5 protein-coding genes are annotated in these 20,945 nt (G+C 46.4%); all 5 read left to right on the top strand.

The window, feature by feature from the left end:
- Positions 1–55 precede the first annotated feature (55 nt).
- Genes JW968_07565 through JW968_07545 form a run of 5 tightly spaced genes read left to right on the top strand, consistent with a single transcriptional unit; the run spans position 56 to position 20,915 of the window.
- Entirely contained in the window at positions 56–7,771 is a 7,716-nt protein-coding gene (locus JW968_07565; protein MBN1386796.1) for a LamG domain-containing protein, read from the top strand.
- A 10-nt stretch (positions 7,772–7,781) separates the two neighbouring features.
- Positions 7,782–14,483: a hypothetical protein gene (locus JW968_07560; protein ID MBN1386795.1), complete on the top strand. Its 6,702-nt coding sequence runs from the start codon at positions 7,782–7,784 to the stop codon at positions 14,481–14,483.
- 4 nt (positions 14,484–14,487) lie between these two features.
- Positions 14,488–14,844, top strand: coding sequence for a hypothetical protein (locus JW968_07555; GenBank protein MBN1386794.1), 357 nt, complete (start codon positions 14,488–14,490; stop codon positions 14,842–14,844).
- Positions 14,845–19,614 carry a hypothetical protein gene (locus JW968_07550; protein ID MBN1386793.1) on the top strand — a complete coding sequence of 1,590 codons (4,770 nt, stop codon included), beginning with the start codon at positions 14,845–14,847 and terminating at the stop codon, positions 19,612–19,614. It begins immediately after the preceding gene.
- Entirely contained in the window at positions 19,611–20,915 is a 1,305-nt protein-coding gene (locus JW968_07545) for a hypothetical protein (protein MBN1386792.1), read from the top strand. Before JW968_07550 ends, JW968_07545 begins: the two co-directional genes overlap by 4 nt.
- The last annotated feature ends 30 nt before the right edge of the window (positions 20,916–20,945 follow it).

Genomic DNA, 20,945 nt, shown 5'->3' with positions numbered 1-20,945 from the left:
CCATATCGCACCAGGGGAGAACAAGACACTCAACCTATCAACATATTTCGGCAACATGACAGGGCTGGAGTACCAGTATGAGGAAGCATCAGGGATAGGCTTCAACATAGAAGGGGACATAATAAGGATCTGGCTTGAGGAAGGATTCATCGGAGAGGGATACAGCTATGTGACAGCAACAGACGGCATCTCCACTGCTGTATCAAACACCTTCAAGATAGAATACCTGAAACCCCAATCTGATTCACTGCTACAGATGCCGGCAGAGATAGGCAAGCCCGTGAGATGGATAAAGACATGGAAGAGCAGCCATGAGGATATCGGACTCAAGAAGATAGAGATTGAGCTGCCGCAGGGAAGCACCATAATAAAATATACGAAGGATGGAGAGGAGAAGGAAAAGGACAGGGTAAAGCTGAAGGACAAGAAGAACAATACAGAGACATGGGAAATTGAAGATGGAATAAATGCGACAAACGAGACAATCATCATAGAGCTCGAGACAGAAGCGCCGCAGCTCATAGACCAGGGAATCTCAGGTTATGTGCATACTGTCGTCGTGAGCTCAGAGCTGAACTATACAAATGTCACAACATATGTCAATATAGCTGAAGTGCCTGAAAGGGCAATCCGGGTTTTCTGGCTCACAGAAGAAGGACGACTTGACATATCAGAGCTCCCAGAGCTCGGGCTAGAAATGCTTGATTCGGACAGAAATGGGCTGGTCGACAGGCTGAAATGGATAACACCACACCTCTCAAACCAGACATTCGAGATAGAGATCACAGTGCTGAATGTGCAGAGCTATCCTACAGTAGGAGGATACTGGGATGTCTATTTGAATACGACCGGGGCTGCCAATCTCACAATAACTGCATCAAACGGAACAGCCTATACCGAGACAGAGATCGACGATGCAAACACCACAGATGACCTTGAGATAATCGAGCTCAGATGCGGAGAAGATGTGATATTCAGCAAGCCAGACAGGATCCATGACAACAGCACCTTTTTCATACTAAGCAACGGAAGCCATGTCCCTGCATCCCAAATATACAACATGAGCCATGACGACGAATCCTTCTGCTATAACAGCTACACATGCAATGACACAGCAAGATGGAGAGTAAAGGTCCACACTGCAGGAGTGCACATACAGGAGTTCAATTTCGGGGGCTTCAAGGAATACGCATTCAATGATGCCTCAAGCGTGCCAAACCAGACATGCCCGATCCTCAACTCCACCTTCGGCACTAATTTCACAGACGAGAACCTGACAGTGTACAACCAGTCGACATATGACGGCGATGACGACCCTGTCAAGAACATAATCAACTGGTATCTCGACGGAAACTCAGTCACTGTGCTGAACATGCCTTTTGAGGGAGGGAGCAACTCAACATGGACAAAGGATTACTCGGGGAATGATAATAATGGGGCAGTTGCAGGTGCCACATGGAACTCAACCGGAGGATATGAAGGGAAAGGAGCGTATCAATTCGACGGTGAAAATGATCATATAAACCTGGGGAATCCGGAAAGCCTCAATCTCTCAGATGAATTCAGCCTTGAAGCATGGTTCTATCCTCTCAACAATACCCTAGGTGAGGAAATAGACGGCATCATAACAAAAGGAGGCGTCTGGGATGAGAACTCATCATATTCCCTCTCCTATGTGCCTAACACCACAGATATCAGAGCCCAGATAAGATGGGGGCCTGATTTGCTGAACATAACCACTATAACCGCACAAATGCCTCTCGAGAGATGGATCCATGCAGTCATGACATATGATGACGGGCTGCTCAGTCTATATGTGAACGGCACACTGTATGATACTGATAATGTCCCAGAAGGCGAAAGCATGCTGACAAATGATTATGATGTCTGGATTGGGGGGGCTTCCACAGACAGCGAGACAAGATACTTCAATGGCACAATAGATGAGGCGAGGATCTGGAGCATTGCGTTATCACCAGAACAGATACTTGCTCTGTACAACAACAGGACTGACCTGATCGTATCGCAGGAGACGACAAAAGGAGGGATATGGAAGGCATGTGTCACCCCGAATGACGGATATATAGATGGGGCAGAGAACTGCAGCAGCAACCTGACAATCCTCAACAAGCCATCAGAGCATGATACGCCGATACTGAATTCCTCGTCAGGCATGAACCGGACCGCCGAGAACCTGACTGTCTACAACCAGAGCACATACGATGCGGACAATGATCCTGTGAAGAACATCATCAACTGGCACAAGGACGGAGCACCAATCATTGTGCTGAACATGCCATTTGAGGGAGGGAGCAACTCAACATGGACAAAGGATTATTCCGGATTCGGCAACTACGGAAATGTCACCGGGGCAATATGGAACGCAACCGGAGGCCATGACAGCAAAGGCGCCTATCATTTCAATAATGATCATATCGACCTGCCGAACAACCTGGATTATACAAGCCAATTCTCGGCATTTGCATGGTTCAAGGCAGCCGGAACACCGATCGGCGGCTACCATATAATATTCGGAGGCCAGGAGCTTGAAATGGATGTGACAACCGCAGGAGTCCTGAGGACAGGACTTTATACAAATGCAAGATATGTCTCAAACCACGGTTTAGGGCTTGCTGATGGCAACTGGCACCATATAGGATTCACATTCAACGGCTCCAACAAGAGGAGCTACATAGACGGCCAGGATGTCGGGAACCTATCAGTCGAAGGAACACTCACATATTCCTTTGCCAACAGGAAGATCGGAAGATTCGGAAGCTCGACCGGCTACTACCTGAACGGATCAGTGGATGACCTGCTGATATACAACTATTCACTGTCTGACCAGCAAGTCTATGCGCTGTACAGCAACAGGACTGACCTGATCGTATCACAGGAGACCGACGTGGGTGAGACATGGAAGGCCTGCATCACGCCTAATGACGGTTATGCGGATGGAACGGAGCTCTGCAGCAACAACCTGACAATAAACACCCCTCCGAGCCAGACGACACCCTTCCTCAACAGCACAGACGGACTGAACAAAACAGACGAGAACCTGACAGTCTACAACCAGAGCACATATGACGCAGAAGATGACGATGTCAAGAACATAATAAGCTGGTATAAGGACAGCAATCCAATAGCCATGGTCAATGCGCCTTTTGAAGGGGGAAGCACAAGTTCCCTTGCAAAGGACTATTCAGGATCAGGAAACAATGGATCAGTCACAGGACCCACCTGGAGAATCGATGCAGGATATGACGGAAGAGGCACATATGAATTCGACGGCGATGGTGATTACATAAATTTCAGTGAGCAGCTCGCTGATGATACTGCGACTTTCGGAGGATGGATATACTCGAATGATCTGGGTTGCAGTGGTGATGGCTGGTGTATGGTGATGGGGCAGGACAACAGCGATTATGAAGGATATGAATTCTACACGTGGTACACTGGAATAGCATGCTGGGACGGCAATACCGAGGCTAATACAAATGAAATTGCAGCCAATGAGTGGCATCATGTGATGTGCAGGAACAACGGGACAGATGTCGCAATATTTGTTGATGGTGAATTGAAGGATACGACTGCGTCTTCATGGTCTCCGGTGTCTTCGGATTTTGTTGTCGGGGGGCATCCATGGACAGATGATGCATGGTGGGACGGCTATATCGATGATGTCATGATATTCGACACAGCACTGTCTGATGAGCAGATCGCATTGATCGCTTCGAACAGGACAGACATGACAGCATCGCAGGAGACAACAAAAGGGGATGAATGGCAGGCATGCATAACACCAAACGACGGAAATGAAGATGGAGCAGAGAACTGCTCCAATACACTCACAATAGGGAATGCCATACCCGAGCATGGAACCCCAATACTCAACAGCACATACGGGACAAATTACACAGATGAGAACCTGACTGCCTACAATCAGTCAACATATGATGCAGACCAAGACAATGTCACAAACATCATCAATTGGTACAAGGACGGCAAGAGCCTGATGACAGTCAACATGCCTTTTGACACAAACATCAGCACAGAAGAATCAGGGGCAGTGAGGGACTATTCAGGATATGAGAACAACGGAACACTCGGAGCAGGGACTCCGGCAAACATGCCCGCATGGATCAATGATGGCATAAGCGGAGGAGCATATGAATTCGACGGCACCAATGACAGAATCAGACTGGATTCATTCTCAAACCTGAATACATCAACAGGCACAGTCAGCTATTGGGCGAGATTCAACACAAACGGCACAGCCCAGCTCCTATTCCATATCTTCGAATCAACTTATACAGACTATATACGATCTTATGTTGGTCCTACAACCAGCCGCATGGACCTGGTGATCGAGGATGACGATGCCACAAAAATAAGCGTCTATTATGACCTTGACAATCTGGGAACATGGTGGGACCAATGGATGCATATCGCCTGGGTCCAGGACGGGACATCTGTAAAACTCTATATCAACGGCTCCCAGAAATCTCTGACAGGAACGAACAGCGGAGACTGGTGGACAGACCATCTCGACATAACCTCAGCATCGCTTGGCGGCCCAACATGGGGATATCTGAACGGGTCAATGGACGAGTTCCAGGTCCATGATCATGCACTGTCACCAGAGCAGATCCTGGCGATATATGAATCTGGAGCGGACAATGAGAAGCCCTTCACCCTAGTATCACAGGAGACGACAAAAGGCGAGACATGGAAGGCGTGCATAACACCGAACGATGGTCATAATGATGGGGAAGAGCTCTGCAGCAGCAATCTCACCATACAGAACAAACCACCAGAGCATGCAACACCGATACTCAATGCAACATCGATATACAACAGGACAACAGACAACCTGACTGTCTACAATCAGTCGACATCTGACCTAGAAGATGATAATGTGAAAAATATCATCAACTGGTACATAGATGATGCCAGCCTGATGATGCTCAACATGCCATTCGAAGGCAATGACGAGCAGGAGAGCACACTTGCAAAGGACTATTCAGGGAATGGGAACAATGGAACAGTGAGCGGGGCGACATGGAGCGATGACGTCGGGTATGACGGGTTCGGGGCATACTCTTTCGACGGAACCGATGATTTCGTACACATACAGAATGACTTCAATCTCGAGATTCAGGATTTCACAATAACTGCATGGGTGAATTATACCGGCGATACAGACAATATGACCCTATATTCACAAATAGATGCAGACTGCGGTGACAACTCATCAATGTGGTTCGGGATATCTGACGGAAAGCTCAAGGCAGAGATAAAGGATTCAGATTCAGACACAATAACCTCAATCAGCAACACCAGCCTGTCAAGCGGATGGCATCATGCAGTCATGAAATTAGACAGCAGTACAGAGACAATAAGGCTATACATCGACGGAGCACTGACAAACACTTCTAACGGAAGTGTCGGTTTCGGGCCAAACAGCCTGGCGGCCATAGGCGCGGAGTATGACTGTGATGGGCAGACTGAGTATAAGCTGAACGGGACACATCATGGGTATTTCTTCATCGATACTGATTTGCCCACTGATGAGGAGCCTGGTTATGGTACGGAGTATACATCAGGGCAATATACTCAGGCGAACATCTCTGATGATTCAAGAGCGACATACACTCCTTTTTATTCAAGCGGCAACAACCATGAGGTCACGCAATATAGCATAATCGTACCTGAGGATGCGGCGTCATTCACCCTGACCTGGGAGGGTTATAATACATTGACGACAAGCGGTACCGGCGTGAATATCTATGCCTATAATTTCGACAATTCAGAATGGGATCTCATCACATCGACAACCGGCTCTACAGAGACCACTCTGTCCGGGGCATTCAGTGCACAGGGCCATGTGCAGGATGGCACAAATGAGATCTGGATAACTGCGGAGAGCAGAGGTGTGAACTGTTATTGCTCGCTCTGGATAAATGGGGAATGCGGGGGCGGGCGCTGCCTATCAACTGAGAGATATCAGACGAGATCATGCACACCTGACCTGTGTGATAATGAATGGCGGTGTGTGTCAGATCCAAATTGCGGTGGGACCTTGAGCACAAAGGTATCCGCACTCAAAGGTTGGGTCAATATCACTGAGCATCCGAAGAGTGTGCAGGGATTCGGTGAGAGTTTGGATTATAATGAGCAGGAAGAGTGCTATGGTGATTATTGTCATATGGATGAGGGGGAGACTGTCCAGGCGATAGATGAGGCAATAGGCAAAGGTGTTGATTTTCTCTTAAACACTACAATGTTTGAGCAGGAATCATGGGATGACCAGTTCAATCACATGTTCCTCCTGAGGATGATTAACAATTATCTTAACAGGGAGGATATAAACAAGACGATAGATGAAATGCTTGATACCTATATCGAGCAGAATAAGGTTCCTAATGGCTATCAGACCATACTTTCTTTGCTCAGCCAGGTCAATCCTGAGAGGTTTGATGAGAAACAAGGATTGACCTATAATATGCTCAGATCCGGCGTGCCTGATCATGTGGATTTCGCCTATCATAACAATGAGCTCGGAGTGGCTGCTTCGTACTGCCAGCGTTTCTTCCCCACATACACAGAAGAGGACAAGCAGAAGCTGATAGGGTATCTCACAGGCCTGGGTCTGAATGATTCAGAGCTCGGGAATGAATCGCATTACTACAGGACAACACATTCGCTGATGTATCTTGAGACAATGTACAGGCAGGGATGCGTTGGGTATGATCTTGTGGAAAAAGCGATCTCTTACCATCTTTTGAGGAACAAGCTTTTCACGCATGCATTCTCTGACTGGCATCTTGAAGGTCCGGCAATGCTGGCAATCATAGGAAGGACTGACCTATACAAGGATGGCTGGGTGCCGATCATACTTGAAAACCAGGAGGATGACGGGGGTTGGCCGGTTGTGGCGGAGATCACGTATTCGCATTCCCATCCGACAGGACTTGCAGTCCTTGCGCTGCTTGCATATAAAGAGCATGAAATAGACGGCAAAACATACAGGATGAGGATGCCATTCGAGGATACGCTCGAAGAAGGATTGGGTGTGTGGGGCCATAACCCTCCCTCAGAATCCCAGTGCTCATGTTCATGCACACCTGATGAAGAGCTGAGCCACAATACAATGTACGTTGATTATGTCGTGCTGTACAAGAATAGCCTGAAGAACCATTTCAACGGAACAATCGATGAGTTCCGCATATACAACACATCATTGTCAGAATCACAGATCCTGATGCTTTATCAAAACAGGACAGACCTGATAGTCTCACAGGAAACAGGCGCCGGCGAAACATGGAAGGCATGCATAACACCAAATGACAGGTCAGATGACGGGGAAGAGCTATGCAGCAATGAGATAACAATAACTTCGCTGACATCGACCAACTGCACAGTAGGGTGCTATTATATCCGGAACTCCACAGGAGGCAATGTCACAATATTCGACAGCTTCGGAAACATCGATACAAAGGGCCAGGTCTTCCAATCGGGCGTAGGCGTCCCGGACGGGGATGACATGATATTCAGGAACGCTTCTGACAGCACAGTAGCATGGATAGACTCAGGAACAGGAAACATAAGACTGCGCGGCAGCATGAGCCAAGAACAAGGAGGATACTGCACACCATCTGTTGGTGCATTCATCATCAAAGACGAGTCAGAGAACTGCGTATCCTACATAGATAAGAACGGCAATCTCTGGGCACGCGGAAGCGTAGTCCAAAATGCGATAATAAACTAGAGGTGAGAAAATGAAAGAGGCAAACAAGGAAACCAATCTATTTCGGTTTTCTGCCATACAGCAGAAAATCCCTGTGTTTGCCTTGCTCTTGGGTCTTGTCATAGCGACAGCTCTCTTCACCTCATCAGCACTTGCTGCAGATCCCGGGCACGGGGCAAGCAGGATAGGGCCAGGGACATTCGAGAGCGGAGATTTTGTCTTTCCGAACAACCTCAATGTCACACAAAACTTCTCAGCCAACGGAAGCACATTTTTCGTGGATTCAGGCACAGGAAGAGTAGGCATCAAAACATATACTCCATCAACAGGCCTGCATATCAACGCAACAATAAACATAACAGATGATGGTTCAGGAGACGGCGACATGTCAGAGATATACCTCGGAAGCCTCGGGGGCTGGATAGCTGGATGGGATTCTGCAGGGGACCAGGAACTTGACATATGCTCAGGAGATGACTGGGCATCCTGCTTTGAGATATATGACCAAGAGCACTGGTTATGGACATCTGAAGGAAAGTATATGTATTTCCAGCCAGAAGGGTGGGATGTGCTCTACCTCGGCCACCAGGTCGCAAGCGTTGGTACGCAAAGCCCTGCCCCGACGACATTATATGTTGAATCCATGAATGCATCACTGCCTGTCTCAATGATAAGGGGTGCAGGAAGCCAGGCAAAGAACCTCACAGAATGGCAGAACTCTACTCCAGCAACAGTCGCATATGTCCAGCCAGACGGCACGATAGTGTCACTGAAAGATGTGCAGGTGAATGGGGTTTCGGTCTGCCTGTCCAATGGGACAAATTGTGGCGGGAGCGGGAATGTCAGCGGGTCAGGGACTGCTAACAGGCTAACATACTGGAGTGATGGGGATACGCTGGCTGCGGATGATGACTTGTTCTATAATGCGACGAGCAATAGTATAGGAATAGGTACATCAACACCAGGAGCGGATATTGAGATCAGGAAGATAGATCCTGTGATTGAGCTTACTGATACACAATCTGTGATGATAGGCGCTATCGGACCAACATTGCTCTTCAATGTATCTGCCAGCAATGCAAAAGGTGCAGGAATAAAATTCTGGAGGATGGGAAGTCTCAAGTGGTTTGTGGGTATGGGTGATGATGTGACATCACATGATTTCTCCATAATCCCCAATAGCGGATTGGTAGATGACTCTGTCTTCAACATCGATCCAGACGGACTCGTCAAAATACAAAATTATGTCAATAGTCATCAAGGCGGCCTATTACTACAGCATAATTACGGTACAGATTCACAGACAAGATATGCAAGGATCAAGATGGGGCATTTCAACAATACTGAACCACCAGTCACCCTGATATATGGCGGAAGCCATAATGATACGGGGATCACCCTCAATGAGATGAATATCGGCGGCGGAACATCAGATGAGAATTCTGTGACATCAATAAATATGTATGCCGGCCATAACGGAACACACCGTGGAGGAGTCAATACAATGCAAGTGACAGAGAATCTAGTCACTGTCAATGGCAGCGTTGTCATCAGTGATGGCAGTGTCCCTTCTGGTGTAATGACTGAGGATTGGGATAAGCTTTTGGTCTATGAGGATTCTGGTAGTCAGTGGTCTGAGTCTTATTTTGGTGCTAAGGTGCCGGGTTTGGGTCAGGGTGCTGGCAGTGAGATGGCTTTTGGTTTTGGTAATTCTTCTGATGTTTGGAATACTGTTTATGGTGCGGGTTTTTGGGTCGATAACGAGACTGATTCCGGCTCAAGAGATTTTTGGATTTATGATTATATGACAGATGAATACCTGTTTTATTCTGACGGTGATTCTAATGTCGGCATCGGCACTTCTTCTCCTTCGCAGAAGCTGCATGTTGTCGGTAATGCAAACATCACTGGCAATTATACCTGGGTCAATGGGAGCAAGGCCTGCACTGAAGACAATGGATTATGCGGGAGCGGTCTTGATGGTTCTGGTACAGCGAACAGGCTGACATACTGGAGCGATGCAGACACATTGGCTGCGGATGATGACTTGTTCTATAATGCGACGAGCAACAGGCTTGGCATAGGCACTACTGCTCCATCACAGGAGCTTGATGTCAATGGAAGCGGTCATTTTTCAGGCACAGTATTTGCAGACAATTTCAGTTCTAACAGTCCTTTGAGGCTGCAGACTGGCGGGACTACAAGGATGTATGTTGATGATACTTATGGTCTTGTGGGTGTGGGGAGCGCCAGCCCGGATGCTTTCATGGATGTGAATATCACTGATCCGTCAAAGAAGGGACTTGTTGTGAGGAAGGCCGGTTCGCAGAGCGTGAACATACAGGAATGGCAGAATGAGAGCGGCAGCGCATTGACTGTGGTTGATGAGAGCGGAAATGTGGGGATAGGGACTGATGATCCTTCTGCGAGGCTTCATGTGAATGGCACTTCAAATATTGGTGGCACTCTTAATATGTTACCTGAAGATATTTGTAACCAAGAAGGATGTCCAGGTTATGGTAGTAATAAACTTAGGTTCAATACTAGCCATTGGGAAGGAAAAGATCAGTATGAATATGAAACCTCTTATGAGATGTATGCTAATGTTAGTGAATTGTTTTACCTCGACTATTTGCCAGGATCAGGTGAACGATATCATCGGCTGTCCATTGATGATACTGGGATGGTTGCAATTAATTCACTTCCAAACTCTTCCTACAGATTATTTGTTAATGGAAATCAATTAATTGGTGCTTATCTGACATTTGCTAATGCTTTGCAAAGCAGACCTAATGAAAATGGGCCGGCGATATATGCTACAAACAATATTTCCACATCATATCCATTTAATCAGACACCAGGAAATCTTGTAATACAAGGAAGTAGTGAAACTAATAGAGACATAGTCTTTATGTCAGGAACAGGTAAAAAGGTTTCGATGGTAATAAATGGAAGCGGTAGTATTGGGATAGGAACAACATCCCCATCACAGAAGCTTGATGTGAACGGGAGCGGAAATTTCAGCGGTGATGATGCCAGGCTCTGGGTGAATGGCAGCGAGGTGTGCACTGAGGGCAATGGGCTGTGTTTAGTGAATGGTTCTTCAATTTGGGTTAATGGGACTTATTTGTCCATAAAAGATGGTTATGCTAAGACGATTGCAGTCGATAATGTCAAAACAAATAATCCGAGTTTCTATATAGGGACAGGGGGGGCATCAGCATCGGGGACTTATGCGATAGCATTGGGTTATGCAACATTGGCTCAGGGGCTTAGTTCAATAGCAATAGGTGATGTTGCTTGGTCATCTCAGGATTATTGTATTGCTATGGGCAAAGAAACAAATTGCTTAAATAATTACTCAAATGTTATCGGGTATAGGTCTCAGAGTTGGGGAGACCACTCATCTGTATTTGGTAATAACAATGCAATTAATTCTGATGCATCTTATAATATGGTTGTTGGGGATAATATTGAAAGTTATGGTGATTATGCATTGCTATATGGTTATGATATTACATTATCTAGTAATAAGGATTCAGATATTTTGGCTATTGGTAGGGATATAACAATAGCTGATAAGGACAATTATGCTCAAATAGGATCAGCAACATATCCTTATAATGGGGTTTGGTATGAATCATTGAATGTGACATCAGAGCTTTATGAAAATGGCTCAAGAGTCTGCACAGAGGACAATGGATTGTGCGGAAGCGGGCTGACCGGGGCAGGTACTGAGAATTACTATGCAATGTGGGATGGGAGCGATAATCTGACCACAGGCAATCTTGTGAATGTGGCTACAGGAGTCAATGTGACTGGCACTTTGTATGCGAGCAATGTGAGCTCTAATTCTCCTTTGCAGCTGCAGACCGGTGGAACGACTAGGGTGTTTATCAATGACAGCACAGGAAATGTGGGGGTTGGGACTTCTTCGCCAAATGCAACCCTCCATATTGTTGATGGAAACGCATCTGCAATAAGCCAGGTAATCCAGAAAGCACCGTCACAAACAGCAAACCTCATTGAATTCAGGGAATCAAATGGTAATCAGACATCCTACATTGATGAGAAAGGCAGGGTGTACATCGGCAAGAAGAGCACTTATGATAATCTATGGTCTGGCTCAATGAGTTTCTCTGAAATTAAGTATGACAGTGAGGATCCGGATAACGAATCAATCGGATTTGTTGCAGGAACTATTGAGAATGATGACTGGGACCAGTATAATCTTGTTGAGTTATGGACCCAGAAAGGTCCATCTAATAGATATGCATATATGGGTGGCGATACTGGTGTAGGTGAGAATGAGAATTATTTCTATATCCTATCTGACTCATATAATACAACTAATAATGATAGGACTGAAATGGTGTTATCTAGTAATATAGGAAGAGCTTCCTTGTCTATTAGAGGGGGTACTTATACAGGTACATATTCTATGTTAGACATAAACCGTGATGATGCCGATATCCTTACATTGAAAAGTGATGGCAAATTAGGTCTTGGCACTGCAACACCTTCCCAAAAGCTTGATGTCGCTGGAAATGTGAATATCACAGGCAATTACACGTGGGTGAATGGTAGCAGGGTCTGTACAGAAGACAATAATTTCTGCGGTAGCGGGCTGACCGGGGCAGGTACTGAGAATTACACTGCGAGGTGGACAGATTCAGATACATTAGGTATCGGGGTGCTGTATGATGACGGGACAAAAGTTGGTATCGGGACGACAAGTCCTTCTGCGAAGCTGCAGGTGGGGAATGGATCAAATGTTGATAATGTCAAATTCTTTGCCCTCCCAGGCGATATAACCGGAACCCCTATTGACAGGCTTTTCTACTGGAATTCCAATAAATCAGCTTTGGCTATCTCTGGAAACTTATCTCCTTTTGATTATGATAATCTGAATGATTCAATGATGGGTGAGTATTCATTTGCAAGAGGATATGCCGCGGCAAATGGCAGCTATGCGACTTCCGTGGGTTTTTTGGGGGGTGCTTCAGGCAATTTTTCTTATGCAAGAGGAAATCTTGCCATTGCTGAAGGCGTCTCATCAACTGCAATCGGAGGTTCTGGAGCTATGGGTTGTGGGGCCAGTGCTGAAGGTCATTATTCCTCAGCAACAGGGGATTGTGTCACAGCAGAAGGAGATTTCTCTTTTGTGCATGGTGTTTGGTCTTCAGCTCATGGCGTACGTTCAGGGACTATCGGCTATGGTCTGCAAAACTTTGGGAACTATAGTTATCTTATAGGTCGTATGTATGGGGCTGCTGAAGTAGATCCTAATGAATATCTCTATGATAATAATGTTTTTGCATTGCGCGGATTAAATCTTTCAGTAGATAATGAGACATTCTTCGTTGATCAGTCTGGAAATAAGGTAGGTATAGGTACCTATTTACCATCACAGAAGCTTGATGTGAATGGGAGCGGAAATTTCTCCGGCGTTGATGCAAGATTGTGGATTAATGGCAGCGAGGTCTGCACTGAAGACAATGGATTGTGCGGAAGCGGCATATCTGGTTCAGGTGCAGTGAACAGGGTGACTTTCTGGTCTGGAGCAGATTCAATCGACAGTCATGAGAACTTCACCTGGGACGGGACCAAGCTGGCATTAGGGGGAAATATCACTTTCACAAGAAGCGGCGGCAATTATATAAGCGGATATGGAGGAGGATTATTAATTGATTCAGACCTCCATATTGAGGGAGGAAATTGTTTTGCAGGTGATACCTTGATCAATATCCCTGCTGGATATGCAAAAATATCAGATCTGAAGAAGGGAGACAGGGTATTGGCATTTGACGAAAAAACAGGAGAGCAATCAACAGTGCATATCATAGATATCTATGCCAGAAATGAGAGTGCATACTATCTCCTCAATAATAATCTAAAAGTGACTGCCATGCATCCTTTCTATACAACAAGAGGGTGGATCATCGCTTCTGATCTGGAAATTGGGGATATACTGTACACAATTGATGGAAACATAACATTAGATGCAAATGAGCATGTTGAAGATGAGATCGAGGTGTGGAACCTGCATGTCGAATATCCAAATACTTTCTATGCAGAGGACATATTAGTCCATAATAAAGGAGCATCTGGGGGCAATCTTTTCCTAACCGGAGGTGGTGCAACTGCTGGAGGCGATGTGATAATCATGCCGGGAGATGGCACCAGCACTGATGGTGTTGTCAATATTTCCGGTGTTTCAGACCTGAACATCTATCTGGATCGAGGCGGATATATCTATTCTACAGACAGCTATGTGTCATTTTCCAATCCTGCATCCACAGCAGGTTTTGATATAGATAATGGTAGTGCAGATATTTTTGCGGATACAGGGAAATCCATCATATTCTGGGGAGATGGATACAGTGAAGAGCTTGGAAGATTCAATGCAGGTGGTGATTTCATAGTAGATACTGACACATTATTCGTAAATGCAAGCTCAGAGAAGACGGGGATCGGAACAACAACTCCCTCGCAGAAGCTGCATGTCGAGGGCAATGCCAATGTGACAGGGACATTGTATGCAAGCAATGTTAGCTCCAACAGTCCTTTGAGGCTGCAGACAGGAGGGACGACGAGGATGTATATTGATGATACCACAGGGGATGTCAATATCACATCAGGGAACCTGACTGTCGCAGGAACGATAAAGGACACCAGCGGCACCTCAAGGATAAAGTTTGAGGACGGGAATGTGATAATAACACTAGGGTGATAATATGGAAAAAAGAAATGAATGGATAGACTGGCTGAACACCATTGCCATAGTCGGAATACTGATATGGCTTGCGGTCCTTACATTCACCAGGCCCGCATTGCCAGACCAGGGAGAATGGAAGTGCGGAAACCTCGTGTGCGAGGATGGGATAACAGCAGAGCAGTGGATCAATGAGAACTGCTTCCAGCAGGAACAACAAGTAGTGTGCGGTGTCATGATGAACGGGCAGAATACACTGGTGCCGTTGGAACAGATAGACACGGCAAAGCTAGGGCAATGCTTTGTTGCAAGATGCCTGCAGGACATCAATGTCCGGACAGTCAACTACACAATTGACCTGAGGAATCTGACACAGTAAATGAAAGGAAACAGATTTTTCACAGCTGTATTCTTGTTCTTATCCATAGCGGCAGCTGTGATGGGGGCTGACCTGAACTGCTATCTATACCTGAACACATGTCCAAGCGGAACATCAATGCTATCCCTCAGAAATGATTCAGGAGCAGGATACCATAATGCGCATGCATATGACAGATTGGACCCTTTTGAAGATTATTACCATGTATGCTGCAACTCCACAGACAATGACATAAGTGCAGACTGCGGAACAACATTCCTGGAACTGAGTGATCCTGATAATGCCCATGTGCAGGATCCGACACAGGATTTCTATCCTGATTATGATTATGATGCATGCATATCAGGCAATGGGACTGTAATATGTGATGTTGTGCCAGACAGCTGTCCGGCAAACTATGAATGCCTCTTCTCAATAGCATCCGGAGGAGAGAGCAATTACACAAATGCCCATGTGAGCAGCTGCGGGACATATCCTTTGCAGGTATGCTGCTATGGCAACATAGCACCGACACAGACAACACCAATACTGAATTCTACATTCGGCACAAATGAGACATGGGAGAACCTCACCTGCCATAACCAGAGCACATCAGACTATGAAGATGACGACATAAAGAACATATTCAACTGGTATCTCGAGGGAAATTCCCTGATGCTCGTCAACCTGCCATTCGAAGGGAATGAAGGGCAGGAGAGCAAACTGGTCCAGGATTATTCGGGGAATGGTAATAATGGCACAGTCAGCGGGGCAACATGGGGCGATGACATCGGATATGACGGGTTCGGGGCATACTCATTCGACGGAACCGATGATTTCATACAGATAACAACAGGTTTCGGACTGGATACAAATGATGATTTCACCATAATGGCCTGGATCGACTTCAATCAATCAGGCGCAATCTATTCCCAGAAAGACTCAGACTGCTCAGGGAATTCATATATCTGGTTCGGATTCGAAAATGTAAAGCTGACAGGAATAATCAACGGCACAAGCGGGGATGCGATAAAAGCACAATATGGTGTGTCCTTCAGTCCAGGTTCAAGCGGGTGGGTGGCGATGAGCTGGAATGCATCCTCTGAGACAATCAGCCTGTACAGCAATGGAGCATTAATAGCTAATCAGTCCGGGACACTAACCGGGGATACATCAAGCAATGACTGGGTCGGTATTGGAGCAGAACAAAGCTGTTCAGGGCAGATTCAATACAAGGTGAATGGGACACACAAGGGCTGGTTCTTTTACGATGCAGACCTGCCTACAGACCAGGAGCCCGGATACGGCACTGAGTACACATCAGGGCAATATATACAGGCAAACTTATCAGATGATTCAAGAGCAAGCTACAGCCCTACATACTTAGACGGGGGTAATTATGAGACTACACAATACAAATTCGTACCAAGCGGGTCTGGGACAGCTGGATTCACCCTGACATGGGAAGGATACAACACACTGACAACAAGCGACACAGGAGTGAACATATATGCATACAACTTCGATTTATCACAATGGACTCTCCTGGCCTCAACAACAAGCCAGACAGAGACGACATTGCAGGCAACATTCCCGGCAGATGGGTATGTGCAATACGGCACAGATGAAGTGTGGATAACAGTACAGAGCAGAGGAGTCAATTGCTATACAAGTTGGCTTGCTGGAAGTTGTGGGGTACTTCCCTGTTCTTCTACCCAAAGAAAATACACCTTAAGCTATGATGATCCAACCGGATGCTGGGAGGGTAATAATTATTACTGCCAGTTTGATCTCTCATGCGGCGGACTATCAACAGTGGTATCAACATCAAGATGGTTTGAGAGTGAGCAGGAATCCCTGGAGATGAATGGGTATGGGCATGAGCTCAACTTCCAGGAAGAAGACATATGTCAAGGAGAATACTGCAGCATGAGCGATGAGGAGCTGAGCCATCTCATAGACCTATCTGTCGAGAAAGGGGTGGAGTATCTTCTTGATATGGAGACTTTCAGGCAGGAGAGGTGGGATGACCAGTACAACCATATCCTGCTGCTGAAAGACATAAACACTGTACTGGAGCGTGAGGATATCAGCATGAAGATAGAGGAGATGCTGGATATATACGCTTTTGAGAATGATATGATCAATGTCCCTGGAATCCTTGCAAGCCTGAGTGTCATCGATCCAAGATTCGACGAGAGATCCGATCCAACATACAAACTTCTTGAAGAAGGTATACCGGAAGAGACAAATCTTGCCTATAATAATATCCAGCTTGGGATAATCGCCCCTTATTGCCAGAGGTTCTTCCAGAACTACAGCGATTTTGACAAGGAGAGGGTTGTGAGATATCTTACCAGGACTGCCCTTGATGATTCTCCATTCGGCAATCATTCCCATTACTACAGGACTACGCATGCATTGTATTATCTTTATATGATGTACCTTCAGGGGTGTGTCCCATATCCGATGGTGGAAGGGGCGATTGATGCAGTGATATACAGGAACAAGCTGATGTCAAGGGGCTTCGCTGACTGGTATGTCGAGGGTCCCTCTGTTCTTGCGATGATTGGAAAATCAGACAGGTTCAACAGGAACTGGGTGCCGATAATACTCGCAAACCAGGATGAGAGCGGAGGCTGGCCAGTTACAGAAAATTTTCATGAGATATCCTCCCATCCAACAGGTCTGGCTGTGATAGCGCTTCTCGGATATAAGAAAGAAGTGATAGAAGGGAAGGATTCCATGATAAGGTTCACATTCCAGGATTCGCTTGAAGAAGGACTCGGCAACTGGGACAAAAAAAGATACGGATACAAGCCGGAAGCAATGCACACATCAATAGACTATGATGGGCCTGAGAGCATCTTTGAACAGGAGATCCGACAGAGGATTGAAGGATCCAGCCAGGCCGATGTGCATAATACAATGTATGTGGATTATGTCTCATTGAATGCGACAACAGTCATCAACCCATTCAACGGAACAATAGACGAGTTCATGATATGGAACAGGACGCTATCTGACATGCAGATAGCACAGATATCTAACGGCGAGACAGACATGATGTTCTCAGATGAGACAGACTATGCTGATCTCTGGCAGTGCGAGATAACACCGAATGACGGCATAGACGACGGGCCGACACTGCAGAGCAATGACCTCAGGATAGACAATGACCCGCCGACGCAGAGCCAGCCGATATTGAACTCGACATTCGGCCTCAACAGGACAACAGAGAATCTCACAGTCTATAACCAGAGCACAAGCGACCCGGAAAACCACCCTGTCAAGAACATACACAGATGGATAAAAGACGGGAGCAATACAGCAGAACTGATTGCGCCATTCGAGAAGCTGTTCGGCGATGAAGCCACGACAGCAAAGGATTACTCAGGGAATGGGAATAACGGCACAGTAGTCGGGGCGGCGCACTCCAGGACAGGAGGATTCGACGGAAGAGGCGCATACAGATTCGACGGCGATGGTGATTATGTGAATTTCACTGAGCTGCTCACTGATGACACTGCGACTTTCGGAGGATGGATATATTCGAATGATCTCGGGTGCGGTGATTATGGCTGGTGTATGGTGATGGGGCAGGATAATGGCGCTTATGATGGTTATGAATTATACACCTGGGACACAGGAGTGGCTTGCTTGGATGGTTCAGCCGAGGCTTCCACAGCTGAGATTGCGGCTGATGAGTGGCATCATGTGATGTGCAGGAACAATGGCACTGATGTCGCAATATTTGTCGATGGCGAATTGAAAGATACGACTCCTTCTTCTTGGTCTCCGGTGTCTTCTGATTTTGTTGTCGGAGGGCATCCGTGGGGTGATGATGCATGGTGGGACGGATATATCGATGATGTCATAGTGTTTGACACAGCGCTGTCTGATGAGCAGATCGCACTGATCGCGGCGAACAGGACAGACATGATGTCTGATGGGGAGATCATCAAGGATGAGGTCTGGAAAGCCTGCATAACACCCAATGACGGCTATGAAGACGGGGCAGAGAACTGCAGCAACAACCTGACAATAGCCAATACACCTCCTGGAGCACCTACACTGATAAGCCCGACAAACGGGAATGACACACTGTTCTGGAGGAACGTGACCTTCGAATGGAACGAGAGCTATGACATAGATGTCGAGGAGGGAGTAGATAACCTCACATATGATATCAACATAACACCATACAGCTGCGGAACAGAAAGGCATTACTACAGCATAAACGGCACCAACTATACAACACCAGATGACCTTGAAGTGAACTGCATATTCTTCTGGCAGGTAAGGGCATTTGACGGAGATGATTACGGGAACTGGAGTGAGACATGGAACTTCACGATAGAGCCCACAATCATCATCGAGCAGGTAGACACCAATGTGAGCTTCGGAGAGGCAGAGACAGGAGAGACCAATGACACAGAAGACAACAGCCCAACACCATTCCAGATCCGGAATGAGGGCAATGTCCACATTAACCTCTCCATCTACGCACTCGACAGCCTATGGGATGCAGTCGAGATAAACACAAGCCACTTCCAGTACAAGGCAGGAAACACATCAGAAACAGGATCATTCAACTGGAGCCATACCAGGACTGCAACGGAATGGACGAACATACCCGGATACAACAGCACAACATGGACCTATATAGCAGGACAGCTTGGCTACAGGCCAGAAGAGGATGAAGTCGAGACAGAGATAAGAGTATGGGTGCCAGGAGGAGAGCCTCCAGGGAACAAATCAAGTATATTGGTCTTCACAGGTGAAACATGAGAAGAGAGACTAGATGGATATCTGTATCATTCATCTTCCTAGCGATGGCGCTAATCCAGACAGGATCTGCATCAGGTTTCGGAGTCTCCCCAGCATGGCAAGACCATGACTTCGAGGCAGGGAAATCCATCACCTCTAAGATAAGGATAATAAACGACGAAAATGAGGATTTCAGGGCACTCGTGTATGTCAGGGGCATGTTCGCTGACAAGATACAGCTGGAACAGCAGATATATGATGTCGATGCATCGCAGAGAGAAGTGACTGTGCCATTCACATTCAGGATGCCAGACATGGTATTCAATCCTGGGAAGCACACGACAGAGATACTGATATTGAAACTTCCTCAGACAGTCACAGATGATGAGATAATCTCTGACGGCGAAATCAGGATATCAAGCGCAGAGATAGCGGCGACACCACAGGTAGTCGCAAAATTCAACATCAAAGTCCCGTATGAAGGTAAATACCTGGATGGGATGATGTATGTCAGCCAGGCGAATGCAGAGCAGCCGACGACATTCTCAATAGCGCTCTACAGCCTGGGCACAGAGGACATAAGCTCAATAAAAGGTGTTGTAGAGATAGTGGATCCAAGCAATATAACAGTAGACAAGGTCGAGACTGACACCATATCCCTTAACAGCAGGATGGAAGGCAGGATCAAAGGGAGCTGGGCAGCAGCAAGATCAGGGGATTATACAGCAGTGGCGAAGATAGACTTCGACGGGAAAGAGCTTGTGGTCAGGAAAAGATTCACAGTCGGGAATCTCATGATAAACATAACAAACATCGCTGTCGAGCACTACAAGCTCGGGGAGATAGTCAAGTTCGACATCTATCTGCAAAGCCTCTGGAACAAGCCTCTGGATGATGTGTATGGTGTGTTCAGGGCATATGAAGGAGAGAAAGAACTGATGAAATACAAGACAGCATCTGTGAACCTCGAGCCGGGAGGATACGGCACAATAAATGCATTCTGGGATACGGAGGACATGCTTCCAGGCACATACACAATAAAGCTCGGGCTCTACTATGCCAACCAGAAGACAGAAAGCGAATTCGAGGCAAAGATGGATTATGATATCATAGAGATAAGCAGATTCGGCGTGACAGGGCATGTCGTGGGAGAAGAATCAAGGATAGGCATGGATTCCATACTGGCAACACTTGTCATAATACTCATAATCATCAACCTGATCTGGTTCTATCATTTCAGGAAGAGAAAGGATTCAAAGGAATCGAAAAGAAGATTTCCGAAAAGACAGAAGATCGAACCTCCAAAGCCTGATTATTTATAAAAAGGCCGGCTGGAACATATAAAAATATAT

The organism is Candidatus Woesearchaeota archaeon (genome assembly GCA_016928155.1).
Lineage (GTDB): Archaea > Nanobdellota > Nanobdellia > Woesearchaeales > JAFGLG01 > JAFGLG01.
The sequence above is the reverse complement of the archived record's forward strand: the minus strand, read 5'-3'. Positions and strand labels throughout refer to the sequence as shown.